Annotated in this window: 21 protein-coding genes; 5 read left to right on the plus strand and 16 right to left on the minus strand. The window is 54.0% G+C overall.

The genetic code is table 11. From position 1 onward, the window contains the following. Positions 1-928 precede the first annotated feature (928 nt). Together RID21_RS21080 and RID21_RS21085 are read left to right on the plus strand one after the other, a co-directional pair. Positions 929-1,540, plus strand: a complete 612-nt coding sequence (locus tag RID21_RS21080) for a hypothetical protein (protein WP_350192298.1) — start codon at positions 929-931, stop codon at positions 1,538-1,540. Between the two features lie 267 nt (positions 1,541-1,807). Further along, a complete protein-coding gene (locus tag RID21_RS21085) occupies positions 1,808-3,709 on the plus strand; it encodes a CocE/NonD family hydrolase (RefSeq protein WP_350192300.1) in 1,902 nt (633 codons plus the stop codon). Positions 3,710-3,801: 92 nt separating this feature from the next. Here the strand turns inward: RID21_RS21085 and RID21_RS21090 are convergent, their stop codons facing one another. The 11 genes from RID21_RS21090 to RID21_RS21140 all read right to left on the minus strand — a co-directional run bounded on the left by RID21_RS21090 (position 3,802) and on the right by RID21_RS21140 (position 13,259). After that, a complete protein-coding gene (locus RID21_RS21090; protein ID WP_350192302.1) occupies positions 3,802-4,734 on the minus strand; it encodes a DUF1559 domain-containing protein in 933 nt (310 codons plus the stop codon). Between the two features lie 77 nt (positions 4,735-4,811). Continuing rightward, positions 4,812-5,258, minus strand: a complete 447-nt coding sequence (locus RID21_RS21095; protein ID WP_350192304.1) for a hypothetical protein — start codon at positions 5,256-5,258, stop codon at positions 4,812-4,814. A gap of 305 nt (positions 5,259-5,563) precedes the next feature. Beyond that, a complete protein-coding gene (locus RID21_RS21100) occupies positions 5,564-5,920 on the minus strand; it encodes a hypothetical protein (protein WP_350192306.1) in 357 nt (118 codons plus the stop codon). 196 nt (positions 5,921-6,116) lie between these two features. Beyond that, positions 6,117-6,533 carry a carboxypeptidase-like regulatory domain-containing protein gene (locus tag RID21_RS21105; protein WP_350192308.1) on the minus strand — a complete coding sequence of 139 codons (417 nt, stop codon included), beginning with the start codon at positions 6,531-6,533 and terminating at the stop codon, positions 6,117-6,119. A gap of 114 nt (positions 6,534-6,647) precedes the next feature. Then, on the minus strand, positions 6,648-7,631 hold the full coding sequence (locus tag RID21_RS21110) for a DUF1559 domain-containing protein (RefSeq protein ID WP_350192310.1): 984 nt from the start codon (positions 7,629-7,631) through the stop codon (positions 6,648-6,650). Positions 7,632-8,080: 449 nt separating this feature from the next. Further along, a complete protein-coding gene (gene map / locus RID21_RS21115; protein WP_350192312.1) occupies positions 8,081-8,827 on the minus strand; it encodes a type I methionyl aminopeptidase in 747 nt (248 codons plus the stop codon). Positions 8,828-8,886: 59 nt separating this feature from the next. After that, on the minus strand, positions 8,887-9,819 hold the full coding sequence (locus RID21_RS21120) for a TIGR01777 family oxidoreductase (protein WP_350192314.1): 933 nt from the start codon (positions 9,817-9,819) through the stop codon (positions 8,887-8,889). A gap of 53 nt (positions 9,820-9,872) precedes the next feature. After that, positions 9,873-10,898, minus strand: a complete 1,026-nt coding sequence (locus tag RID21_RS21125) for a DUF2332 domain-containing protein (RefSeq protein WP_350192316.1) — start codon at positions 10,896-10,898, stop codon at positions 9,873-9,875. A gap of 28 nt (positions 10,899-10,926) precedes the next feature. Beyond that, positions 10,927-11,607 carry a hypothetical protein gene (locus tag RID21_RS21130; RefSeq protein WP_350192318.1) on the minus strand — a complete coding sequence of 227 codons (681 nt, stop codon included), beginning with the start codon at positions 11,605-11,607 and terminating at the stop codon, positions 10,927-10,929. 21 nt (positions 11,608-11,628) lie between these two features. After that, positions 11,629-12,609 carry an alpha/beta hydrolase gene (locus RID21_RS21135; protein ID WP_350192320.1) on the minus strand — a complete coding sequence of 327 codons (981 nt, stop codon included), beginning with the start codon at positions 12,607-12,609 and terminating at the stop codon, positions 11,629-11,631. A gap of 80 nt (positions 12,610-12,689) precedes the next feature. Continuing rightward, positions 12,690-13,259 (minus strand): hypothetical protein, encoded by a 570-nt coding sequence (locus RID21_RS21140; protein WP_350192322.1) that lies wholly within the window; start codon positions 13,257-13,259, stop codon positions 12,690-12,692. A gap of 122 nt (positions 13,260-13,381) precedes the next feature. Between RID21_RS21140 and RID21_RS21145 the strand changes: the two genes are divergently transcribed. Together RID21_RS21145 and RID21_RS21150 are read left to right on the plus strand one after the other, a co-directional pair. Next, the gene (locus RID21_RS21145) at positions 13,382-15,043 is read left to right on the plus strand and encodes a hypothetical protein (protein ID WP_350192324.1); all 1,662 of its coding nucleotides are present in this window, start codon (positions 13,382-13,384) and stop codon (positions 15,041-15,043) included. Positions 15,044-15,218: 175 nt separating this feature from the next. After that, a complete protein-coding gene (locus tag RID21_RS21150; RefSeq protein WP_350192326.1) occupies positions 15,219-19,085 on the plus strand; it encodes a PVC-type heme-binding CxxCH protein in 3,867 nt (1,288 codons plus the stop codon). Positions 19,086-19,148: 63 nt separating this feature from the next. Here RID21_RS21150 and RID21_RS21155 read toward each other — a convergent pair whose 3' ends face one another. From RID21_RS21155 to RID21_RS21175, 5 genes are all read right to left on the minus strand, one after another. Beyond that, positions 19,149-20,045: a hypothetical protein gene (locus RID21_RS21155; RefSeq protein ID WP_350192328.1), complete on the minus strand. Its 897-nt coding sequence runs from the start codon at positions 20,043-20,045 to the stop codon at positions 19,149-19,151. A gap of 82 nt (positions 20,046-20,127) precedes the next feature. Continuing rightward, positions 20,128-21,015 carry a hypothetical protein gene (locus tag RID21_RS21160; protein ID WP_350192330.1) on the minus strand — a complete coding sequence of 296 codons (888 nt, stop codon included), beginning with the start codon at positions 21,013-21,015 and terminating at the stop codon, positions 20,128-20,130. Positions 21,016-21,059: 44 nt separating this feature from the next. Continuing rightward, entirely contained in the window at positions 21,060-21,887 is an 828-nt protein-coding gene (locus RID21_RS21165) for a hypothetical protein (protein ID WP_350192332.1), read from the minus strand. A 302-nt stretch (positions 21,888-22,189) separates the two neighbouring features. Beyond that, entirely contained in the window at positions 22,190-23,614 is a 1,425-nt protein-coding gene (locus tag RID21_RS21170; protein ID WP_350192334.1) for a polysaccharide biosynthesis protein, read from the minus strand. Between the two features lie 37 nt (positions 23,615-23,651). Next, on the minus strand, positions 23,652-24,863 hold the full coding sequence (locus RID21_RS21175) for a hypothetical protein (RefSeq protein WP_350192336.1): 1,212 nt from the start codon (positions 24,861-24,863) through the stop codon (positions 23,652-23,654). Between the two features lie 145 nt (positions 24,864-25,008). Here RID21_RS21175 and RID21_RS21180 point away from each other — a divergent pair, with 145 nt between their 5' ends. Beyond that, a complete protein-coding gene (locus RID21_RS21180; RefSeq protein WP_350192338.1) occupies positions 25,009-26,418 on the plus strand; it encodes a hypothetical protein in 1,410 nt (469 codons plus the stop codon). The last annotated feature ends 7 nt before the right edge of the window (positions 26,419-26,425 follow it).

A 26,425-nucleotide genomic window follows, 5' to 3' on the forward strand; every position in this document is an offset into this window, starting at 1 on the left:
CTGGTGGGTGAGGTGAGATTCCTCATCAGACCTCGGAAGAGCATTTTTGTCACCAGTAATCTGGTGGTCTACAAAAAACAGGAAGACGGCGTAAATATTCTTTCTGGTGAGAACGAACTTAAGAGCGGAGTTACTAGCGCCGTGCCGCTCAGATTCTGTTAGGAGCGTATATTGATCACTGTTGGGCGAGCCAACAGTGCCACCCGAAACTCGAAGGTAACCACTTGGTTCTGATCATTTGCATTATAGTGCATACGCGCCGGTTATTCCCAATATTGTTCCCAGTTGTCGGCGAAGGCGGTTTTGAGGCGGGCCAGGTAGGCGTCGGTGGGGAGAGGTTCGTGCGGCTGGTGTGGTGTCTGATTTTCACTGGTTGATGTGGACTGGTTCTGCTGGTGCCGATGTGTAGGATGCGTGGTGCGTTACGCAAAGATACGGCTCGATTTGCAGTCGGGCTATTCCAGTTTAATGTGTGGTAAGGTGCCAGCCGCCGGTAAAAGATTCAGCGTTGATCCTGATTACCGGTGGCTGGCGCCATTCCGCTCACAGGGGAGTGTTAGATGAATTTCCATCAGAGGTTGGACTGTAGAGAGTTTCGAGAGGTGGGCGGCCACACAGGGCCGCACCCTTGTATCTGCTCTTGACTGTCTGCAGTACTTTGTTTTGATAGACAAACAAAGCCAATGCTTCCCGCCTTTAAAGGCGGGAAGCATTGGTGGCGAGTGTCAGATCGTGCCGCACCCTGGTCCTAAAGACCGATTTGTAGCTGGATCGCCACTCGCTTCTCTCATGCCTTATCCCGTACAGTCGCCTGAGCGGTGCACCACCACCAGCTACGGTGGGAGTGGGTGTGCTGATTCGAGATTGTCTGTCTGCGCTGTGTCCTCCTGTTGCGAACGTAATCCCGGATGATTTTCTGGAGTACCCGATGATGCATGATTTAAAGTGGCAGAACCTGATGATGATCGGTACTGTCGGACAAGCCGACAGATGGTATCCGTTGATCGATTTCTTAATTCGAAAGTTCGTAGTGATGAAACTGAATTTTCCGGAAGGGGACGGGGGCGTCAAGACAAAATTTTGTCCCGATGTGGCCGGATTTTGTCCTGGTGTGTCCGGGATTTTGTCCTCGTCTGGCCGAGGTGTGTCCTGGTTTGCCCTGAACTTGGGGAAGGGAACATTTTGCATTGGTTCAGAATGTTTCGGTGGAAACAGAGTGAAAAGCGGCGGAGGTTCAGGTGGATGTGGGGCACTGGTGGCGACTGTGCCGGTGGGCGTCGCCCCGCCTCGCGCGCGAGCCAGAGGGGAAGTAGCTTACGATTCGGGAGGCGTGGATCAAGGGGAGTCTGTTCAGTGGGGAGTGCGGGAGGTTCAGTGGGGAGGTTTTCAGGTGGGGTGGGATATTGAACTATTTCGAAAAGGAGAGGTTCTGAGGAGCGTTCGTAATTTTGTGCTGACCGTTTCCTGCTCGCTGCGCTCGGCCCGAATTGCATTCGGGCTTACCCGTTGTGTTCGGAGTGGGATTGCGTTGGCTACCTGATGATGTCAGTAGTCAACACTAATTACCGGCGGGTAGCGCCTTGCCGCTCACGAGGATGTGTTATGAATTTCCTTCAGAAGTTGGATGGGCTGGAAAGTCGCGAGGCGGGCGGACACATGGGTCCGCGCCCTACGGAAGGATTGGGGGTGTTTATTGTCATTGATTGACAACGTTGGTGCGGGCAAGTAGCCTGCTGGTAAGGATTTCTTAATCATGTTTTGCATTACGCTGTTGATGCTGCCTGCCTCCTGAAGAAGGAATAAAACCATGCCTGCCTGTCGTCCTCTCCACCGTTCCCTGGCTGGAATGACTCTGTTTGTTTTCGCGTTACTGATTTCCACACTGCCTGCACTGGCGGCAGAGCGAGGGCCGTATGCGGTTGAAGTGCGGAAGAATGTGATGGTGCCGATGCGGGACGGAGTCAAGCTGGCGACGGACGTCTATTTGCCGGTGGAAGATGGGGATGTACTGGACGGGAAACTGCCGACGATTCTGGAGCGGCGTCCCTATAACAAGAACGGGTGTAAGACGTCGGGTATGTATTACGCTTCGCACGGGTATGCGTTCGTGGCCCAGGATACGCGGGGCCGTTATGCGTCGGAGGGGGTGTGGCACATGTTGACCGATGACGGTCGGGATGGTGTTGACACGGCGGCGTGGATTGGTGAGCAGCCCTGGTCGAATGCGGAGATCGGGATGATCGGAACTTCCTATGTGGGGGGAACTCAGCACGCGCTGGCGATGGAGAAGGCTCCTGAGCTGAAGACCGTGATTCCGGTGGATGCGATGTCGAACCTGGGCTATGCCAGCATGCGGAACGGAGGGGCGTTTGAGCTGCGGTTCTGGAACTGGATCTATCTGAATGCGGGTAAAGGGAGCCGTCAGTCACATGATGCGGGAACCGCGACTGTGCTGAAGGAGATGGCTGAGAACCGGATGGAGTATCTGCATCGTCTGCCGTTGCGGAAAGGGATGACGCCGCTGAAGCTGGCTTCGGAATACGAAGACTGGCTGGTCGCGGGGATGCAGCATGGGGCCAACGATGACTTCTGGATTCAGAACAACATCATCGATTACCCGGAGAAGTACAAAGACATTCCGGTGTACCTGGTGAGTGGCTGGTACGATTCGTGGAGCAGCAATAACACGGCCAATTTTCAGGTGCTGTCGAAAACGATCAAAGGTCCCGTGTATATGATCATGGGGCCCTGGATTCACGGGCAGCAGGGAGCGTACTCACACGGTCAGGTGACGTTTGGGAAAGCGGCTGCGATCGCGGATCCACTGGGCTGGCGGAAGGAGTGGTACGATCACTGGTTGAAGGGGAAGGAGAACAGTGTCGGGAAAGCAGCTCCGTTTGAAACTCCGGTGCGGATTTTCGTGATGGGAACCGGCGATGGTTCGAAGACCGTAGACGGGAAACTGAATCATGGCGGCTACTGGCGGAACGAGCAGGAGTGGCCACTGGAACGGACCGTTTACACCAAGTTTCATCTGCAACCTGCAGACGGGTTGGCGACTGATGCTCCTGAAGTACAGACTGCGAAGACCAGCCTGCTGTTCGATCCAGAGAATCCGGTGCCGACAATCGGGGGGAACATTTCCAGCGGAAATGACATCCTGGTGCAGGGGGGCTGGGATCAGAAGGGGAGCGAGAAGATCTGGAATTTCACGCATCCGACACCGCTGTCGGCCCGCGATGATGTGCTGGTCTTTCAGACGGAACCTCTGAAAGAGGATCTGGAAGTCACTGGAGAACTGGCAGTGAAACTCTGGATTTCCTCCTCTGCTGTCGACACCGACTTTACGGCGAAGCTGATTGACGTGTATCCGCCGAGCAGTGACTTCCCGGGCGGGTTTGATCTGAATATCGGCGACGGGATTATCCGAACGCGGTTCCGCGATTCACTGAAGGAAGAAAAGCTGATGGAGCCGGGCGAGATTTATCCGGTGACGATCAAGCTGTATCCGACATCGAACGTATTCAAGAAGGGGCATCGGATTCGCGTGGATATTTCGAGCAGTAACTTTCCACGGTTTGACGTGAACCCGAATACGGGGGAGCCATTGAATGACAATCGGTTGAAGCAGACTGCGATCAACACGGTGTATCACGATGCGGAACATCCTTCGCATATTCTGCTGCCCGTGATTCCCAAGGGAGACTGAGGGGGAGATGTAAGATCAGGGCATGAAAAAACGGCCAGGGAAAAAGGGCTTTCCCTGGCCGTGTCTTTTCTTAAGATGGTCGTCGCTCGGGCTTAGTATTCGCCGATGATGTTACCATCTGATTTGTGACCCAGGTCCTGCCAGGTACCGAGGTTGATATTTTCGGAGATGAACTGCACGCGTCCGTCACAGAACAGAGTGTGCACACCGCCGACGTGTTTGCTGCGGGCTCCCAGCAGTGCGGAACCGCCGGTGCTCTGAGCACATTCAAGAAGATCTGTGTTCGGTCCCACCAGAGTGGTAAAGCTCCAGGCGGGCATCGACTGGGCGTAGAACCAGGAGAAACCCCGGGTCTTGGTTGTGGCTGATCCAGTGCAGACAGTACCAGAGGTGGCGTTGACGTTGGCAAACGCGCTACCGACTTCGCATTCAGAGACCATCATGGTGTTGGATGTACCGTCTTCGATGTCCCGGATTTGAGTTTTACTGTTCAGGAACATGACTGAGCGACCATTGTTCTGGTAGGTCGATCCGCCGGCTGCGTAGCCACCGGAGTCTGCAGTACAGGTGACGTAGTTGGTTGGTCCATAGCCAGACTGGCCTGTGGTGCCACGGTTACCGGGGTCACTGGGGCAGCGGTAGGCAGGAAGTTCATTGTTCATGGCTGTGGCGTTGGTACCTGTTCTACCGGGCTCGATGCTCCAGTCGATCTGATTGTAGAGAGGAGCCTGGTCCATGGAAGCCAGAATACGGGCCTGCCAGCTGATCATGCTGGTTTCCCATTCTGTGGTGGCACCCTGACGACGGATGGTTGCGGGGGGGAATGTGCCGAAGGTGTCGTGGTAGTTGTGCAGGGCCAGACCGATCTGCTTCAGATTGTTCTTACAGGTGGAGCGACGGGCCGCTTCGCGTGCCTGTTGAACGGCGGGAAGGAGCAGAGCGATAAGGATGGCGATAATGGCGATGACGACCAGCAGTTCGATGAGGGTGAAGCCCCGACGACGGTTAGACAAAAGCGCTTTCATAGTTTGATTGATCCATCTACTAGAAGGGTATTGAAAAAAAATCTGAAAGAGTTTCAGTGAACGATCGAAAGAAGATGTTATTTGGCTTCCAGGGTGAAGTCAGCGGTGTTTTCGCCGGCCGCGATGTCCTGTTTCAGGGTCGTGCTGGCGTTGTATTTGGCCGGGAGATACTGTTTTTCGATCTCGATTTTCTGGCCGTCCGACTCCTGAAATTTCCCGGTCTTACGGGTTGCGGTGATCTGGACTTTATTATTCCCGACGGCGGGACCCTGTTCGGCGGGAATCTTATAGGCTCCGTCGGTGATGGTCGCCTGAACGGCTTTCCCACGCAGGGGGTTGCCGGAGGCATCGACATCGGGGACGAAGAGAATATTGCCTGCGGGCAGCGGTTTGCCGTCCAAGGTGACGGTACCGGAAACGGAGGCGCGTTCGATGTGTTCTGCTGAGCCGCCGAAGCAGCCGACGAGGAGAGAGCAACCGATTAAGGTCAGCGCAAACGGAGCGCGAGCGCTAATTTGAAACATGGTGTACCTGCATTCAAAATAGAGGGAGGTAATACGTGCTGTGCAGAAAGAAAGCGATCGCTAGATCACAGCTGTAGAGGTACCACTCAACTGGTTTCAGGAATGGGTTACAGTCTTGAATCAGGCAGGAATCTGGGGCGAGCTTCACTTCATCAAACACTCATTATAGCGATGAGGTATCGGTTGTGTGTAGAAAAAATGAAAAATAAAAGAAAGAGGATTTGAAAATAATGGTGGCACCTCCCCTGAACCCATGGCAATTCAGAGCCCGGGAGCTACACAATCCGGTTAAAAATCAAATCCGCTCAGTGGCAGTGTTCCGCACCGCCGGTCACTCCGGCGAGAGAGGAGGCGAGCTGGTCGGTGATCGACTGACAGAGATCGACGGACTCCATCAGGCCTTCTACGGTAATGACCTCGGGAACATCATCGGGGGCGAGTCCGAGGAGATTGAGCTCGGTCTGGCACTGGTCGAGCAGCTCTGTGATGGGCTGGACCTTGATGGTGATGATGAGCTGATGCTTGATCAGTTCCCAGTAACGTTCGTCAGAGGAGCCATGCAGTTCACCCCCCTGTTCCTGGAGCACCTGTTTGAGCGCTGTCGCGTTGGCGACTTCATAGGGCCGTTTCAGGAAGATGTGGCCCGTCGTAATGATCGACATGTCTGTTTTCTCCACCAGAAACATGAATCAATTGGTTTCAGGAACGAGGGTTGTCTGCGGGCAGCTGTTTCCTTTCACCGCGTTATGAGACAACCAGCTCTCATACCTGATTAACAGTATACACTCGAGAAATACACGAAATCAAAAAAACTCCCGGAAAAAATCAGTGTTGTTAAGAAAATTGAAAATCAATGAATCAGGGCTTGAGATCGATGTCGAAGGTGTTCTCGCCTTCCTTGATCACGGTCTGCAGTTCGGTGGTCTGATCGCTCTGATATTTCTGTGGGACGTCTTTGAGAGCGTTTTTGAGATCCTGGTTTCCCGATTCATCCGGGGGGGCATCTCCCAGTCCGGGGGAGGAGAGATAGACTTTGTAATCACCGGCGGCGATCGGTTCGGAAATGGCATAGGTGCCATCCTGCTGAAGATCGGCGTAGGCGCCTGCCCCTGCGGTTCCGGAAATGAAATTGACGCGTGCACCGGAAAGCGGTTTCCCGTCGAGGGTCACGGTCCCGCTGACGGTACCTGTGGGGACTTCCTCGACGCTGGATCCGCAGGCGGTCAGCAGCGCGGTCAGCATGAGGCAGAGAGTCAGTCGAGAGAGTTTGAGCATAGTGGTGTTTCTCCGGTTGTCACTTTATGTCAACAGCCGATGTCGTTTGGCACGTGCATCGGCTGTTGAGGATTTTCAGAAGTTCAGGTTATGGTGCATTGTCAGAGATTCGAATTAGAATTCGCCGAGCACGAAGTTGTCGTTACGCATACCCAGTCTGCGGAGGGTTTCGATATCGATGTTATTCGAGAGAAACCGTACGGCACCATCGCCGAGCAGCGCATGCACGCCGCCTACGTGTTCGGAGGTCAGCGGGTTGTTGGGGGTGTAAGTCTGGTCTCCCCCCGCAGGTGCGGTGGAAGGATTGGGGCTGTAGCGGATGGTATTCACGCCGGTTCCCCAACTGGTCAGTCCAATGTGTCCTGCCCAGCCTCCGTAGTAGTTGCTGCGGTAATCCCTGTTGTTTACCAGGCCGGAATCTTCAGCGATGACCATGGTGTTCGAGGTTCCGTCTTTACAGTCACGCATGCGGGAGACTTTGCCGATCTGCATCATTCCGTTGTTACACCAGTAACCGCCGTAAGCAGCGCCACAACCGGAGCTGTAGGGGGCGGCATTCAGGTAAGAACCGCTGATGCCCACGTAGTCCATGGTCATACCGGTTTCTTTTCCGAGAGCCGAGTTCGGGGAGGTCGTACCGTTGTTGGAAACGGGACTGGTGCCAGTGTAGAAGGCATCCGCGGTGCTGGACGGACATTTGTAGATGGGGATGTAGAGATTATTCAGCACGGCATTTTCGGTGTTATAGCCGGAGGCAGAGTTTCCGCTGCCGGCCGCAAAGCCGTGTTGAGAGTAGGCCGCCGGAATGAGTTTGTTGTAGGCAGGAGCCTGATCGATGAAAGGCAGAATCGAAGATCGCCAGTTAGCGCGATAGTAGGAAACCTGCGAGCCGATTGGAAACGTCTGATAGGAGTCATGGTAATTGTGCAGTGCCAGGCCGATCTGCTTCAAGTTGTTTTTGCAGGTCGAGCGACGAGCTGCTTCACGTGCCTGCTGGACAGCGGGCAAGAGGAGGGCGATCAGAATCGCGATAATAGCGATGACCACCAGCAGTTCGATGAGGGTAAATCCCCGTTGTGTTTTGGATGACTTCAGCATCGATAGATAACTCCAGTTCCGGTGAAAGAAAAAAACGCGAGGCAGTTCAGAATCGATCGGAAAACTGTCGAATCTGTAAGTTAGTTTCTTAAAGAGGTTTTTATATTCTTAACATATTAACCGGAGTCAGAATCGAAGAGCCAGCATAATTATCGTTATTTATTAAAATACCTAAACGAAAGGACGTACAGTGACAGAGGGAGGGATTCAGCTGCAGGTTATGAAAGCAGTGCGAGACTTCTGGTCTGTATCTTATTTAATCATAGTTGGTTGTGATTCTGCAGCTTCGTTTCATAAGTCTTGACAATGTGGCGCGAGTGCAGTTTGTCTGATTTGTGCAAGACGTGAATCTTTTGAAGTCTGTCCTGTTTTACTGCGAATAGATTCAGGGAAACGGGTTTGCCTGAGTGGTAGAGAATTGGTTTCTGAAGTCTGTCAGGTGTCCTGATTCAGACGAGCGTTAACAGAATCGGTTTCTCTTTGGTGATGACCAGCGTGTGCTCGAACTGAGCCGAGAGACTGTGTTGCCTGCCTGCCAGTGTCCAGCCATCGTCGGTCTCTCTGGCAAAGCGGTTTGTTGTGGACAGGAACGGTTCAATGGTGATGACCATTCCTGCCTCCAACTTTCTTTTATCGCTGGGCACATAATAGCCGGGGATCTCGGCAGGTTCTTCGTGCAGGCCGAGTCCGATGCCGTGGCTGCAGAGATTTCTGATAATCTCGAATCCGGTTCGTTTCGCAACCTGCTGAATCGCTTTGCCGATGCCATTCAACGGACGCCCTGCGCGAGCGCGGTTACAGGCTTCGCGGAGGGCGAGTTGCGTGGATTCAATCAGCCGATTTTTGATCGAGTTGCCGGGAGGCACGATCAGGGTGCCTCCGGTGTCTGCGAAGTAGCCATTCTTTTCCGCAGACACATCAATATTCACCACATCGCCGGGCTGGATGATTCTACTGCCGGGAATTCCATGAGCGACTTCCTCATTGATGCTGATGCAGGTGTAGCCGGGGAAGTTATAGGTAACTTTGGGTGCGGAAAGCGCTGCGTAGCGTTCCAGCAGCGCTTTACCGATGAGATCGAGTTCGCCCGTGGTCATGCCGGCCTCGGTTTGGTTCATCATCTCCTGCAGAGTCAGGGCGACGATTTTGCCGATTTCTCTTAAAGCTTTGAGGTCCTGCTCTGTTTCGATGGTCATGGGTAACTCCCTGCAACGGTCGGGTGAATTGAATGCGTGGCTGTGCTCTGTATTGTGTGTCAGCTGGAAGTTTTATCGTAGATGTTCTGCAGCGCAGAATCCAGATCAGGAAACTGGAATTCGAAATTCTCTTCTTTCAGACGTCGCGAAATACAATAACGTCCGTAGAGTGCCAGTTCGGGATCGGTACGCATCAACAGCGGCGCCCCCAGCCGTACCATCCAACTCAGTGCAGGGAGACCGATGGGCATCTTCAAAGCATTTCGCAGAGCACGCATGAATTCGGCATTCGAAACCGGTTCGGGAGCGGTGGCCAGGTAGGCTCCCTGCATGGTTTCATTGGTGATGGCTCTATAAAAGAGGCGATTCATATCCTGCTCGTAAATCCAGCTCATGCCCTGTCGTCCGTGTCCGACGGTGCCTCCGAGTCCCCAGCGGACCAGTTTCGAAAGCCGCTGGAGTGCTCCCCCGTCACGGCCGATGACAAAGCTGGTGCGAAGAATGACCTGCCGCATTTCGGGGAGAACAGCGCGCTGGAAGGCGGCTTCCCATTCCTGTGCGACGAAGGGCGCGAGTCCGTAGCCGAAGGTGGAGTCTTCATCGCAGATAAATTCCGGAGGATCGCCGTAGCGGTGGGCCGTTGACATCTGCACCCAGACCGGCGGCGGTGCTGCGAGTTGCCGAACTGCTTGCCCCAGTACGTCAGTTGCTTCGACCCGCGAGCGGAGAATTTCATCACAGTGGTCTGGCGTTTTGATGCAGTCGACTGTGCGGCCGGCAAGGTTCACCAGAGCGGCCGCCTGTTCCAGTTCGCTGACCCACGATCCGAGAGAGCGGGCATCCCAGCTCACATATCGCCAGTCGCCCTGCGTCTGTGGCTGATGTCGGCCGAGAATGGTGACCTCATAATTCTGTCCGGTCAGATAGCGGGCCAGATTCAATCCGAGGAACCCGGTACCTCCGGCGATGACGATGCGGCCTTGTGTCTCCATAACGAAGTTTCTTTCCGAGAATATTTGATAAGGTCAAATCACTGACAGTATCTTTACGCCAGCCATTCCAGCCAGCGGCCGTGTCCGTCGGTGTTGGCGAGTATCTGTCGGGTGAGAATTCCTTTGTGGAATACCTGTAACCTTAAATGGGCGTCAGGCAGATTGTTATACAGGTGCAGGAGATCGCGTTGCCGGGCCAGTTCGCGGATCGTTTCCAGAAACGCATTCCCTTGCTCTGGCGAGATCTGGTTGGCGACATGCGTATGGAAGATACAGAGCAGGGAGTCCGCGGGAATCTCTGCAGCGATGGAGCAGATGTCTGTAAAACCGTCGCCGGTGCGCAGGTCGAGTTCGATCCCCTGTTGTCGTCGGATCGCGGCTTCCAGCAGCTGACGGCGTTCGTGCTGTTCGGGCCAGATGAGGGCCCGCAGCCAGTTGACTTCTGCGGGAATAGAAACATCGATCGGATGCAGGTCGATGCCGATGCGGTGCGTGACGTAAGGCAGGGAGTCTTCGAGCCCTGCAGATGGCTTTCCCAGAAATTCAGACGTGATCAGCGTCGGTGATTCGCGATCTCCATAGATTTTACCGCTGTCATCATAGGCGTAGCGATAGCGGTCCCAGAGCAGATTCAGTCCAGCGCTGCAACCGATTTCCAGCAGGGCCAGCGGTTGAGGGGCAAAGTGCCGCAGCGCGTACATGAACGCGGGGTACAGACAGGCACAGCGGCGGACTTCATTGGTCTGCACGAGTCGTGTCTGCAGCAGTTCGATGATTTCATTTTGATGAGTGAGTACGAAATCTTTAAACAGCGGGAAGGCGTCTGAGGGATCTTTGGGTTCTGCAGTGCAGGTCGCATAGTACTCTGCCAGCGGATGAACCGGGTTGGCAACCAGTAGATACTGGACAGCAGCGAAGAGGAGATTAGGAACTGGCTGTCCGTCCCGCGCCTGACTGGCGATCTCCAGCACTTCCGCATCCGTGGCAATCGCTTCCGTCAGACAACAATACAGGGGAGATGTTTCCCGGCACTCCGGCACAGCAAAGGCACGAAAGGCATCAGGCAGACGTGAGTTCATACTCTGTCCTTTTTAAGATGCAGGGTTCTCAACAGCCTCGCCCTCCTGAAAACGGTCCCTGAAAATGATCGGAAGTCAGAGCTGGCAAGACGGTACTTTGTTTCAACAGGAAGCGAGGCGCATCGGGGGCATTTTCGGCATCCGGGTTGCGAACCAGTGTGCCGGAGACTGCGATTGGTTGGTGCCGCCACTCCCAGGTTTTTCCTTTCGGTAGCTGGACCATAATTGTCTTTTGCGGATCGGGCTGGCTTCCGAAAGAAGACGGCAGCATCTGAGCTGACATGCGAAACAGGCTGAGGCGGCCTCCCCTGCGCGGCTCTGCAAAGCCTTTCAGGCAGATCGGCTGTCCGAGCAGTGATTCCCATATTTTCTCAGAGTGTATTCTGTTCTTTGTAACAGCAGCGAAGTCGATCCGAGTGTAACCAGAGAGTGCCTCTGAGTGAAAGCGGATTTCGTACCAGGTCAGATGCCAGACGGGTGCGAGGGCTCCAAATAAAAGTGAGAGCTGGATACCCCTGCGTGCGAGTTGATGGCCACTGAGCTCATAATGACTTATTGATTTCAGTGCAAGCAGCCCCAGGACGAGCCCTGGAATAGCGAGTAGCGCCAGCCAGGGAAAGAAGAGCCCCAAAGTGCAGGACACTCCCAGCATCAGGGAGAGGACGGCCTGAGGTGCCACCGGGGTATAATTCAAATCTGCCTGAGCCATCTCGAAATTTCCTGGGTATGTTTAGCTCATCCGTTCGTGCATGAATTGAAAGGCCTGCTGGTAGGCGGCTTCAATCAGTTTGGGATCACCGCCGACCAGACCGTGCTCGCCTCCGGGAATCGTGACGAGTTGATGCTCCACTCCATGCTGTTTGAGCTGTTTGGCCATCAGAGTCGACTGCTCGTAAGGGACATCGGTGTCTTTGGTCCCATGTACCATCAGCGTGGGGGGGTAGTCTTTCGTTACATTTTTCAGCGTCATGTAGGGATAGAACTTTTCGGGGTTACGGTGATGATCCCAGCCGGAGATTGCCTGCGGCCAGGTTCCGTGCTGGCGACAGTACTTATAGAACTCCCCTCGATTTTTCTGACTCTCACGCGAGTCGGCAATCGCTCCGTCGCCCACCTGTTGCAGCGCTTCTGCTTTCGTAATGTCCGTCTGATGTCTGTCATGCGGACTGGGCTTGCCGATCCAGTCGCCGATCAGGTCACCATAGCCCCAGAACGGGACGAGAACCGTGGGCCGGGGCTGGGCACGATAACCGGCGATCATCGTCAGACAGCCACCCGCGGAACCTCCGGAGACCGCGACTTTGCTGGTGTCGACATTGAAGAGGGCGGGGCCTTTCTCATGCAGCCACGTAAATCCGTCTTCGAGGTCAGCTATGATTTCGGGCAGCTTCGTCTCGGGGGCCAGCCGGTAGTCAAAGGAGACCACGGTATAGCCGGCATTCAGCATGTCTTTCAGAACGCGGCCACTCACGCCCCCCCGATGCCCGACAATCAGTGCACCGCCATGAAACCAGACCATGACGGGCCGCGTCTGGTTATCATCGGCCCGGTGCACGTCGGCCTTGATTTCCAGATTCCCCACCTTTTTGAAGGTAAAGGTTTTCATTTTGGTTTTGGCCTGCTGCGCCCGGGTGAGTGAGGGCAGACACAAAGTTGAAGCGCCGGCAGCACAGACTCCCAGCATTTGACGACGATTCAGCAGCGTGGACATAGTGGATGCTCCCGAAGATATCATGGAAGTGATCGTTCCAAGATATCAGAAAGCAGAGACGAGGAGCAAACCGGAAACGGTTATTGTGCAGAAAAACAGACCATCAGAACGAGGAGTGTCATGACGGTCAGCAGCATGATCCAGGCACTCTGCTCCGAGGTGCGTTCCGGATGTTGCCACCAGTCGCGGATTGAACCGAGCCGATGCCAGAGCACGAAGCCTGCGGGAACGGTCATGAGTCCGAAGCCCCACATCAGCCAGAGGGGCGATCCGGTCTGCCGCATCACGCCGCAATCACCGATGCCATCCAGGGCACCACCGGCGATGTATGCGCCGTTGGCAATCAAACAGAAGCCGGCAAAGAACTGGACGAGTCCCGCTTGCGACCAGTTTGCCAGTCGAACTGCGATCAAGAGTACCAACGGCAGGAGGACGCCGATCAGGGGGCCGGCCCAGACGACAATTGCAGGATGAGGATTCACGGCCAGATCGGTTCGGGAAATTGCCAGGGGATGCAACACAACCCGCGCCACTTCGCCTCCGGTCAGCAGGCCTCCCAGCACGTGTCCCAGTTCATGCAGGCCCATCATGGCCAGCCAGCAGCCGAACAGCCAGCAAATGCTGAACAGAAGCTGGTAAATTCGCGACATTCCAGTTGAGTTCCATAAATAAATCTGGTGAATGGTCTTCCTGCCTGCTTAGGATGGCACACACGATTATCACCGATCGCCATGCACTTGCAAAGCCTGATGTTTTTAAATCGATTCTCAAAATGATGAACACCGCCGCCACACAAGCGACCACAGTAGAAAATACTGATCGAGGTACGTTCTGGAATACGTCCACACTCTCGCTGGCGGCTTTGATACTGCTGGTCATCGCAGCGACACCGCAATTGATCTGTATGCCGGTGACGAATGATGTTTCCTACTATGATTTGCAGGCCCGCACTGTCATGCGCGGCGGCATGCTCTATCGTGATATGGTCGAACCGAATTTCCCCGGCGTGGTCTGGGTGCACATCACAGTCCGATCGTTGTTCGGCTGGAGTACAGAAGCGTTGCGGGCTTTTGATCTATTGGTCTTCAGTTTGACGGTATTTCTGCTGACCCGGCTCGTTACGGGTGTCCGCTTTCAGCTCGCCTTCCTGCTGTTCCTGGCTTACTACTCGGTTTCCGAATGGTGTCACGTGCAGCGTGATCTCTGGCTGCTCTTGCCCGCTGCAGCGGCGTTGAATCTGCGCTGGGCCCAGATACAGCGCAGTACTCAGGCGGCGGTAGCCGGTAAGACACTGTTTCTGTATGGACTTCTGGAAGGGCTGGTCTGGGGAGCCGGGGTCTGGCTCAAGCCACACGTGGTAATTCCTGCGCTGGCTGTCTGGCTCTGTTCGCTTACGAGTTCCGATTTAAGAGCGAAAGTCTGGAAGGATCTCGGCGGACTGTTGACGGGAGGCTTGATCGCAGGCGCACTGGGACTCAGTTGGTTGTACTTCACACAGACCTTACCCTGGTTTCTCGAAATGCAACTGGACTGGAACCGGGAGTACCTGGCGGAAGGGAATTTCGGCAATCTACGTTATATTATTCTCAACATGGTGGCCCGCTTCTTCCCTTATATTCTGATTCACCTGGTAGCGGTCCCTGCAGCGATAGTTCTGCTGATCAGACAGGATCCACAGCGATCAGCCCAGACAGCGCTCCGTCTGCGTTTGCTGTCAGCACTCTATGTGGCCTGGTTGTTGCAGGTGGTACTGCTTCAGCATCCCTTTGATTATGTTCATTTTCCACCTCTGTTGCTGGGTTTGTCTCTGCTGGTCTACGCGTTCCATTGTACCCGGCGTGCCCGTTTGACCCGCTGGCTGCTGACCGGTAGTTTTCTAGTCATGGCGTTGATTTATTCGCCCGTGACAAAACCTGCTTATCTGCGCCTGTGGAGCGCCTGCCTGGAGCAGGGAAGTACTGGCAAAATTCGAAATCAACTGGCGCGGATTCCTTATCCGGACTGGGAAGACATGGAACACGTGGCTGAGTTTCTCAAGTCGCAACAGACCCAGGATCGCGAGGTGACCTGCTTCAGCAATGATATGGTTCATCTCTATCTGTCTCTGGGGCTGGAACCATCGACACGGTTTGTCTATACGCAAAGTTACATTGAGTTTTATCCTTCCCGGCGACCGCTGATTTTTAAAGCCCTGCGCGAGAGTCCGCAGCGATTTGTGCTGTCGAATCTGATGGCGGGAGGATTGCTGGTCAGTCAGGCGAAAGAGATCGGGCCGGAGGGACCCAATGCTTACCCACCGGCGTTTCCGGAACATCTGAAAGCGAAGTTTCCCTTCAGCCTGCCGATTGCCTTTCGTTCGGGAAGCCTGGTCGTACATCATTATCAGGAACAGCCCGCCACTGATTCATCGACGAAACCTTCTGATAAACAATAACGATATCAGAACTTACGCCATCCAGCCGTGGTATGCATCTGATAGGGATTGCATGCCAGCGCTTCTTTCCAAAAAAATACTATTGTCGGGTGACAGAGCCTCGAAGGGGCTGTTATGATGAAGAAATTCAATTAGTTAATTTCCTTTATTTTTGTCCCGCATAAAGAAATTCCCCATGCTGAATCGAGCCTCTCTGAAGTCTGTCTGTACCTTGAGTGCCTTCGTGCTGTTTTGTGGACTGACGTTTTTCTCCCTCTCAGGTGAAGAGAAAGATTCCCCAAAACAGCAGGCTGCCAGTCCTGAAGATCATCCGCTGATTCTGTTTATGATCGGGGAAGAGGGCTACAAGACGGCCGAGAGTCTGCCCGCATTTGCCAAAGCACATCTGCAGCCACTCGGATTTCGCACGCAGTTTATCTTTCCGGACAAGGACGATCCAAACTCCTTTTCCGACCTGAAAGCGATCAAAGAAGCGGATCTGCTGTTTTTGAGTGTCCGCCGCAAGACTCTGCCGACTGCCCAGATGAAACTCATTCAGGATTACCTGAATGCCGGCAAGCCACTGGTCGCCCTCCGTACTTCGAGCCATGGGTTTGCGTTGAGTAAAGGAAAGCCGGCCGAGGGATATGTGGAATGGAAAGAGTTTGACAAGGAAGTTCTGGGGGGCGAATACGCGGGCGACTTCGGCAATAAAACACCAACTGATGTCACCACCCAGTTGCGGGCCGAGCAGGACCCAATCATGGCGACTGTCCGCAATAAATACTTCCGCAGCGAAGGCTCCATGTATAAGAGCATCAACCTGAAAAGCTCAACCAAGACTCTGTTGCGGGGACTTTCGAACGTCGAAGGACAGCCGGTACAGATGCCGGTCACCTGGACGAACAATTATAAGAAGTCACGCGTTTTCTATACCTCTCTGGGACATCCTGGCGATTTTGAGATCAATACTTTTACGCACACGCTGGTGAATGCAATCTACTGGTGTTTGAAAAAAGAACCGCCACAGGTCGACGTGGCAGGCAAGATCAGCCGTGACCGGTTCAAGCAGGATCTGGCTGGAAACGAGCAGGTCGACAAGGTCATGAAGTCGTTCAAGGGGCGTGGGGAAGTCGGTGATGAATCGGATCCAACCCCGCCCGCCGAAGCGGTCAAACTGTTTCAGGTTCAGCAGGACTTTGAAATGGAAACCATCGCCGCGGAACCCGAAGTGATGCAACCGCTGTATATGAGCTTTGACCATCGGGGGCGGATGTGGGTTGTGCAATATCTGCAGTATCCGTTCCCTGCGGGCTTGAAGGTCGTCAAGTACGATCAGTATCTGCGAGCAGTCTTCGATAAAGTCCCCCAGGCTCCGCCGAATCATGTGAAGGGGGCGGATAAGATTTCGGTGCTGGAAGATACGGATGGAGACGGCACCTTCGATAAAATCAAAGATGTGATTACCGGACTGAATATTGTTTCTGCTGTCACGGTGGGCAAAGGGGGCATCTGGGTTTTGAATCCTCCTTATCTGCTCTTCTATCCCGATGCGAATGGCGATGACATACCGGACGGCGATCCCGAAGTGCATCTCTCGGGTTTCGGTCTGGAAGACACCCACTCGGTAGCGAACAGCATCAAGTGGGGACCCGATGGCTGGTTGTACGGCGCCAACGGAAGTACTTCTACGGGAACAGTGAGTTCGGAAGTCACGAAGCGACTGCACTTCAAAGGCCAGATGATCTGGCGGTATCACCCCGAAACGAAAATCTTCGAGATCTTCGCGGAAGGGGGCGGAAATACGTTCAGCCTGGAAATCGATTCCAAGGGACGTGTCTTCTCGGGTACCAATAACGGGGGAACCCGCGGTATGCATTACGCCCAGGGAGGCTATGCCAAGAAGAACTGGGGTAAACATGGTCCACTGACGAACCCGTACGCCTTCGGCTATTACGAACACATGCGGCACAAAGGCTACCAGGAGCGTTTCAGCCAGACTTTCTCAATCTACGAAGGGGGAATTTTCCCGCCCAAATATAATGGGGCGGTCTTTGCGGCCAATTCACTGCATAACCGCGTGATGGCCAGCAACCTGATTCCGGATACGTCTACGTATCGAACAGAAGATCTGCCGCCGATTGTGCTCACGCAGGATCGCTGGTTCCGACCAGTGGATATCAAGGTCGGCCCAGATGGCTGTATTTACCTGGCGGACTGGTATGACAGCCGCCTGACACACGTGGATCCCCGCGACAACTGGCACAAAACCAGTGGCCGGATCTATCGTCTCAAACCGAAAAACTTTGAACCAGTGAAACCCTTTGATCTGTCTAAGCAGACCAATGCCGAACTGATCGAAACCATGGGCCATTCGAATAAGTGGTTCCGGCAGAAAGCCGTGCAGGTGATCGGCGAACGGGGTGACCAGTCGATGGTGCCAGCCCTGTTGAAGATTGCGAAAAGCGACAGCGACGATCGGGCTCTGGAAGCATTATGGGCCTTGAATCAACTCGGCGCGTTCGATGAAGAACTCGCCCTGGACCTGCTGGGACACCGCGATCAGCACGTGCGTCGCTGGACGATCCGTCTGCTCGGCGATCGACACCAGGCATCAAAACAGCTGACGAAATCCCTCGTGGAACTGGCGCAGACTGAGCCCTATGCTGAGGTGCGTTCACAGCTGGCATCATCAGCCAAACGCTTCCCCGCGGAATCAGGACTGGCGATTACCGAAGTCCTGCTGCAACGCGAAGAAGATCAGGAAGACCTGCATATTCCATTGTTACTCTGGTGGTCACTGGAGAGCAAAGCGACTTCGGATCGGGAAGCCGTCCTGAAGCTGTTTTCCAAGCCCGAGTTCTGGCAGGTTAAGATGGTCCAGGATGTGATTCTGGAACGGATCATGCAGCGGTACGCGATGGCAGGCGGCGATGAGAATTATGCGATGTGTGCCAAACTGCTTAAGCTGGCTCCCTCCGATCAACACAAGGAAAAACTGATGGTGGGGATGCTGGAAGCCTTCCGCGGTCAGAAAATTACGAACCTGCCCGAAGACCTCAGTAAAGGTCTGGGAGAGTATCAGAAGAGCCTGGGGGAAACCGATCTCGCGTTGGCGCTGCGTCTGGGTGATAAGGATGCGACCAGTCGCGCCTTGAAAATCATCGCAGACAAAAATGCAGACCGGCCGACACGGCTGACCTACATCGAGATTCTGGGACAGCTGAAAACGAAAGCGGCTATCGGCCCGCTGACATCGATTCTTTCACTGACCGGCTCCGATACCCATTCACTCAAACGGGTGGCGTTGCAGGCGCTGATGAACTTTGAGAATCCGAGTATCGGTAAGAGCATTCTGGCCCGCTATCACAGTACGCTGCTGGACGAGCACGATGTGCGGGGTACCGCGCAACGTGTGCTGGCCAGTCGTAAAGCATGGAGCAAACAGTTTCTGAATGAAGTGGATGCCTGGCGCATTAAAGCGAATACGATCCCGCTGGATGTGGTGCAGCAGATGGCATTACACGACGATCCCGACATCAAAGCCAGCATTAAGAAACACTGGGGTAAGGTTCGTGGCAGCACTCCTGCAGAAAAACAGGAGGAAATGCAGCGGGTGGCACGTCTGGTGAAAGCCGGTGGCGGGCAGTTCTCTTCAGGTAAAGTTCTGTTTAACAAGACGTGTGCGGTCTGCCATACCCTGTATGGTGAAGGGGGCAAAGCCGGTCCCAAGCTGACCGGATATGAACGGGATAACCTGAACTTCATGCTGCTGGCGGTTGTCGATCCGAGTGCCGCGATCCGCGAGGAGTTTACCAACTTCCTGGTGGTGACCGATGACGGGCGTACCGTGACCGGTCTGATTGACGAACAGACGACAAAGACAATTACCCTGCGTGATGTCAAAGGGCAGACAGTGCTGATCAATAAGGACGAGATCGAGATTCTCAAGGCCCTCGATCTCTCCCTGATGCCGGATGGTCTGACCAAGAACCTGAGCGATCAGGAAGTCAAAGACCTGTTTTCCTATATTATGAGCCGCACTCCCAACGGAGGAAGATAGGTCACCCTGGGAAGCGGGCTGCTCCCCTCGGTCCGCTTCCTGTTTTCTTATGCCGCTCTCTAACTAGTTGCCTCTTTGATCAGCTCGAGATTTCCGGAGTTGGGTTAACAGTTCTACGATTGCCTTGTGGGTATGGTACGTCTGACTGATGACCAGAGATTTGGAATGAGGTACCGCCGAAATCGTTCCTGTGTAGTTCGGATGCGTACTGCTGGAATTGTGTTTTCCACCTGAGGTACCACCCGGCAGCGGGCTGGCGACTTCTACGATGACGCTTCCCTGGATGTTGAAAAATCCGTTATCTTTGTCAGAGTTAGGAGTTCCCTTTTTGTTCTGAGCCGAATTGATTGCCTGAGATGATTTCCCAGTGCGTTCCCAGATGCCAAGATTTGCTTTCTGAATGGCTGCAATCAGGGCCTGGTAATCATCATCCGTCTGACAGAGATCACCCACGGGATAAACGCGCGTTTTGAAGGTTGCACTGGCTTTGGCTTGTGATGTGATGAGGATCAAATCCCGATCGACGACGTAGGTCAGATTGAGGGGATCCAGAATCTGTTTCAACGCATTATCAAGGGTGATGTTTTTGAGCCGAGTGTCGATGGGCTCTGCGGGCGTTAATCCAATTGCTCCCAGGTCCTGGGCCTGGATGACAACAGGAACATTGTGGAGGTCACTGAAAAAAGTCATAGCTTCATCCAGGGGAATCTCCGGGAAATTGGCTTCTGTCTCTGCCTGCAGTGCCGCCTCCAGGTTTTCCTCGCGTGCCGTCAATGCGGGGTAAAACGATTGTTTCAGAGTCGTTTTTTTAGCGATGTTCTTATCGGCTGAACTGGTTACCTGCCTGGATGATTTTTTATCTCCCAGAGCCAGACTGATGGACCAGCCGGAAACGACGATGCTGCCGACGAGCATTGCCAGTGCGGCGCATCGGATCTTGCGACGCTTATAAACTGTCATCTTAATCTCCTGTTTTGAATGAGTGTGGTTTCGTTCCATACTATCTTTAAACGAATTCCATGAGAGATTCAAATTGACTTGATCAATTCACATCACGCGCTTCCCGGAGCTGAGTCAACAGTTCAACGATTGCATTGTGAGCATGGTAAGTCTGGCAGATAACCAGGGCTTTGCTTTGCGGCACGATCGAGATGGTTCCGCCATCGTCATCGTGATACAGACTGGCTCCCAGTACTGCATTCATGCCCTGCTGATCGGAAACCTGGAAGAAACCGCCTCCAGCACCCCCAGCGCCGCCACCCATACCACCACCGCCACCGAATCCACCCCCCGCCTGCTGACTGGGGGTGACTTCACTTTTCAGCGTCCGCCATCTGCCCACACTGGTGTTTTTGATGACCGATTCCAGCATCAGATAGTCGATGGGGGTCTGACATAAATCGCCTACCGGATAGACGCGTGTTTTTAACATGTCTTCAGCCCTACCCCGGGTTGTGATTTTGACCACATCCCGATCGAGGACGTACGTGAGACCGATCGGCTCCAAAACTAGATCGAGGGCTGTTTTGAGCGAAATATTCTCGACAGAGATGTTGACCGGCTCATCAGTCGTCAGTCCATCCTGTCCCAGATCGTTTGCAAAAATCACAAAGTTGATGCCCGTAGAGTCCTGATAAAACGTGATGACATCGCTCAAAGCGGCATCTACGAATTCCGCGGTGACCGTTTCGTTAAGCTTTTCCTGAAACTCTTTTTCAAACTTTGTGAGTGCGGGAAAAAAGATCTGTTTTGTCGGGGCCGTTAGTGCTGTTGCTGTCGCTAAATCGGAGGCAACCGCCGGCGGAGCCGGTTTTTTAGCCTGCCTGGCTTTGGTCTGCTCTTTGTCTTCAGCCTGGGCTGTAACTAATAATCCACCTGCAAGGAGTCCCAGCAGTGTCCAGGTCATTCTGCGTTTTCCAGTTTGTAACATGCCTTACTCCTATTGATTTTCAGGGGTAATTGACTGACTGAACTTCAATTCGTTTCCGGGACTGCTCTCATCTGAATCTGACGAACCTGCCGCAATTGTGTGAGCAGTTCCACGATTTTCTCATGTACTTCGTCGGTCTCATTGACTACCAGAGCCTGGCACTGGGGGACGGCCGTGATGGAAGAACTGAGCACTCCAGTTGGTGCAGCGAAAGGCGATGGTGCAGGAGTGCTCATGACCTGGGATTGGGCCGAGAGTCGTTGACGTCGGGCCCAGATGTTCGGCCGACAGGCAGTGCCGATCGCTTTTTCGATGGCTTCGTATTCTTCAGCAGAATGGCACAGAATGCCGACCGGGTAAATCCGCGTTATCAGATGGCGGTCGACTTCTGCCTGTGTGGTGATCTTGAGGACTTCCTGGTCAATTTCATAGGCCAGTCCCAGCGGCTCCAGAATGATTTTTAACGCCGATTTGAGAGATACCCCATGCAGGGAAACATTAACAGGCTCATCGGCAGTGATTCCGAGTTCTTTCAATGCTGATCCCGAGACATACATATTAATGCCATGCTGCTTCTGGATTTCATTAAGTGCCTGAGTGAGGGGGACATTGGGAAAGTTGGCTCTCGTGTTGGTATTGAGAGCATCCTGAATTTGCTGTACGCGGGGATTTAGTTCCGGATAGAACGGCTGTTTGACCTTAACGACCTGTTGTGGAACCGCTGCCTGCTTTTGCTTAACTGTGAATTTAACAGGCCAGTTAACCGTTTTTAAGGTTGGCTTGGCCGGCTTATCTTCTGACTGGGCAGTGATCGGTGGCGTCGTGCCAAAGCACATCAGACAAATAGAAGTGACAATGAATAATGCTCGCATAACAGACTCCTTCAATGCGCAGGTGAAAGCAGTTGACACTGACTGTGAGTGAGAAAGTACGTTGTCAGTTCAAGTGGTGAAATACCGTCGAGAACGTCTCCGTCTCAAAGCCTGATGTACTGGCCCGACAGAAACCGGTTTGCAATCAATGGGCTCAATCAAATGCAGAAATGAAAAGGTATAAACTTGAGACCATAAGAGATGACATAAATGAATCCATGTATATTGCCTGATGGTAAACGGCTGAATTCTATCTGTCAACAAATTTCTGGAGTAAAGCAGCGAATGGACCACGCACCGGATCACAACTGTTTTTGAGTAAACCGTTTCAGGATGAATAAAAATCCGGGAATGGTCAGCAGCAGGCCAGTCAGTAGAAAACCCCAGCCCGCGCCCAACGGTCCGTAGGTTTTTCCCAGGTACCAGACCAGCCCTCCGGTGATGAGTTGCGAACCGGTATTGAGGAACAGAAAGGGTTCCTGCTTAAAGGGGCGGATATACGCCATCACACACTGGGCGATATGAATCGGAATCAGGGCGAGTGCCAGCAGGACCGTCGGATACAGAGGGAGAATCCGCCGCTGTAATTTATGAACCAGATCCCAGAGGGGCTGCAGAACACTCCAGGACTCCGGAAGTTCCGTTCCCTGAAGCAGTTGCAGGATCCAGACGATCAGACAGAATAGCGTCCCTCCCGCAATCAGGACCTGCGTAGAGACCTGAAACAGACGCCAGAACACCCGCTTGAATTCCTGGAGATTGTTTTGGGCTACCAGCGAACCAAACAGGGGCGCCCGACTCAGCATCCAGGAATAGGCGGCCATTTGCAGTGTCATCAGGGCAGTCCAGGTCAGACCCAGCTGGCCGGCGACTTCCGGGCCTTGGTATTCAAACATCAGGGGAATCACAAATGAACTGGTGAAGTAGGTTGCCATCGCCTGGATTGCCAGCTTCCAGTGTAGAGGCCAGACCTCTTCTGACCAGCTGACGCCGGGGCCGCTGCGTGCCGGCAGCAGGGAAGCAAAAAAACGTCGATAGCGCACGCCAATCAACCAGAGTTCCCAGAACAGGCGGACGGCACAGATGGCGACACTGGTCCAGAGTCCCGCGCCACTGGAGATCGCGATCCAGACAACCAGGGTGGCCGTGACACTCTGAAAGGCGCGATAGCGATTGGTTACCGAAACCTGATCACAGCCATCCAGCAGTGTCAGGCAGGGAGTGGCGACGAGTGTCAGCGCGGTGAGTCCGACAATGCAGTACCAGGGGCCCTGCCAGTCAACGCCATCTGCAGGTTGTGACTGAAAGAACCAGTAACCTGCGATGCCGATCCCTCCGACAAAGAACAGTCCGGCGATGCTGTACCATTTAAGAACCAGGGCCGCCAGACTGCGCATCCGGGAGAGAGCTGCCTCTTCTCCGATCAGATTTCCTCGCTCGTCGATTTCCAGCTTTGACCATTCATGGCTCGTCAGATAAAGAGTTACGACCTGCATCCCCATTTCGACAAATGTCTGCAACGCGACCAGCGCACCAAAGGTATAATAATAGCCCTGCAATTCACTGGAGAAAAAAGCGACGATCAGCAACATCGTCACCGGGCCTGATACGAACTGCCAGCCCCGACTGACCAGCGCATAAAAGACGGCCCGGTTGACTTCCATTCGGTTCAGTAGACGCCGGGGCCAGCTGCGCTGTTGTGGTTGAGGTTCCCGCTGTTCGCTCATGAAGTATGGTCAATTCTGTTTGTTCAATCGTGACATCTCAACCGGTCGTTTGATTCAGCTCGGTATGCGCGTCATACAACGCTGCTTCAGTTGTCAGCAGGTCTGTATCATTTTCCGCGATCAATACGAGACTGGCCAGACGTGGAGGCTGCCCCTCAATCTGATCGGGAGAAGTTGGTCGCACATTGGCACCGCCAGGCAACTGTTGTGTCACACATCTTAACCAGTTTGAAAAGTCGATACCATACGACTCTTTCCAGGGGAAGTGCAGCCAGCTGGCGACCTGATCTGCAGTCAGGAATCGCTGAAAACCGAGCGCGAGTCGCCCCATCGTATACCGTGCATTGAGATCCTGCAGCGGTCGTAATCGCGTGTTTCCCTCAGCATCGCGGTACTGCATCGCATCGATGCCCACTGGTCCTGTATAGCCAGTCTGCTGAACGGCGCAGGCGACCCGTTGTGCGACGTCAATTGCGGGTTGCCATTGTTGAAGTGTCGAATCATCGACGTTGATACGACTGCCACGATACTGACCGCGCGTATCATTCAGCAGTACCGTCAGTCCGAAGAGCGTTGGTTCTCCTGCAGCAGGGATTTCCAGTTGAATTCCAGCTTCACTGATCCGCTCGACCCAGGGTTCCAGAAACAGGGGTTGTCCCTGTGTCAGTCGTTTTGCGGCCCAGCCTCGGATTGGTTCGCTGAGCTTCGGTCCGCGTCCGCACATGCGTTCCCGGGCCGACATACTGAAGTTTGCTTTCAATACCCAGCTGGAGTCGTCCGAATCTGAAAAGGCTTGCAGCGCCTGTTCCAGAGATTCCAGGCTTTCGACGCGACAACTGCCGGGCAGCGCCAGTTCCCAGTCCGTTTCCAGCTGGAATGAGAAAGAACGCGCGTTGACCGTGCTCGCAGCAGACAGTATACCCGTCTCAATGGAGAAGCCTTTCGCTTCTGCGAGCCTTGTCATTTCAGTAGACCACCCCCAGGGAACGAACGTCAGGGAGCGGGCCGCTTCCGTTGTGGGCCACTCGGACGTGAATTCGATGGGGGGAAATCCGGAGGTCTCCAGTCGTTCTGTAAATTCCCGGGGAACTGCAGCCGGTAAATAGATCTGATCTCCCGCCTCGGCCAGCCCCAGCCAGCAACAGGCCAGGCTCGATGTGAGTGAGGCTGCTGCGCCGGTCGAACTGCCATACGTCTCCCCGGCGAGCTGATGTTCGAAATCAAAGTTACCGTAAAAAAAACGAGGCATGTGGCAGTCAATATGACGGGAGCGGAACGGGATATTCTCAACAGAAGTTGATCATCGGGATTGGGCAGACGAATCAAAAATCTGTTATACTATTTGCTTCCATCCGAAACTATCCTCACACCCGAATTCTCAGGAAAGTCAACCGATGTCCGTAATGTCTCTACCCCGTATGATTGTCGTCAGTCTCTGTTCGCTGTTATTAATGGTGGTCCCTGTCTTCGCAGAAGATTCCCCAAAACAGTCAAAGGAAAAGACACTCAAAGTCGCGACGTTTGCGATCGACATCACTCCCCCTATCGGGCATCCACTCTGTTACGGGCACATTGCGCCGGCTAAAAAAGTAGTGGATCCGTTAAGTGCCCGCGGTATGATTCTGCTGGGCGGAGATCAACCGATCGTCCTGCTGGCCCTGGACTGGGTGGGAGCGAACAACGGTGCCCAGGATGAATGGAAGAAAGCACTGGCGGCAGCAGTAGGGACAACGCCCGACCATTGTGCGGTTCACTGCCTGCATCAGCATGACGCACCCGGCGTCGATATCACGGCGAATCAACGGCTCAAAGAGAACGGCCTGGAAGGGGTGATGTACCAGGAAGCGTATTTGAAAGATGTGATGCAGCGTACGATCGAAGCAGCACAGCAGAGTCTGAAACAGGCCCGCCCCGTGACCCACGTCGGAACCGGAAAAGGGAAGGTGAAGCAGTTTGCTTCCAATCGTCGCATCCTGGGACCGGATGGCAAAGTGAAAATCGTGCGTTTCAGTTCGTCCCGAAACCTGGCTGCCATCAAGGCGCCGGAAGGTGTGATCGATCCTTATGTCCGTCTGCTCAGCCTGTGGGACGGTGATGAGCCTGTAGTCGTACTCAGTTATTACGCGACGCATCCGCAAAGTTATTACGGACGTGGCGGCATCAGTTGTGACACGGTAGGCCTGGCGCGAGGACTGCATGAAAAACAGTTGCCCGGCGCGCTGCAGATTCATTTCGACGGTGCAGGAGGCAACATCGGTGCTGGAAAATATAACAATGGTGATCCGGAGAATCGCCCTCTGCTCGCACAGCGGCTGGCAGACGGGATGCAAGCTGCCTGGAAGTCGACCGAAAAAACACCGGTGACAGCACAGGATGTCAGCTGGAGTGTGAAACCGGTTCTGCTTCCACTGCGGGATACGCTGGATGAGGAACAGCTCACAACGATTTTGAAAAATCCCCAGGGACGGATCACCGATCGTATCCGGGCGGCCCGTGATCTGGATTATCTGAAACGGACCCAGGCTGGAGAGACGATCGACATCACCCGCTTGAAAATCGGACCGGCCCAGGTGATCCATATGCCGGGCGAACTGTTTGTAGAATATCAGCTTGCAGCGCAGAAAATGGCCCCCGATGATTTCGTCTGCATGGCCGCGTATGGCGATCAGGGACCCGGTTATATCGGCACGACGATCGCGTATGCCCAGGGAGGCTACGAAACCGGCCGTGTTTCACGGACGGCACCGGAAGTCGAGGATGTGCTGATGCAGACGTTACGGGAACTGGTCGCGAACAAGGAGTAGCAGCGCT

This window comes from Gimesia sp., assembly GCF_040219335.1.
Taxonomy (GTDB): domain Bacteria; phylum Planctomycetota; class Planctomycetia; order Planctomycetales; family Planctomycetaceae; genus Gimesia.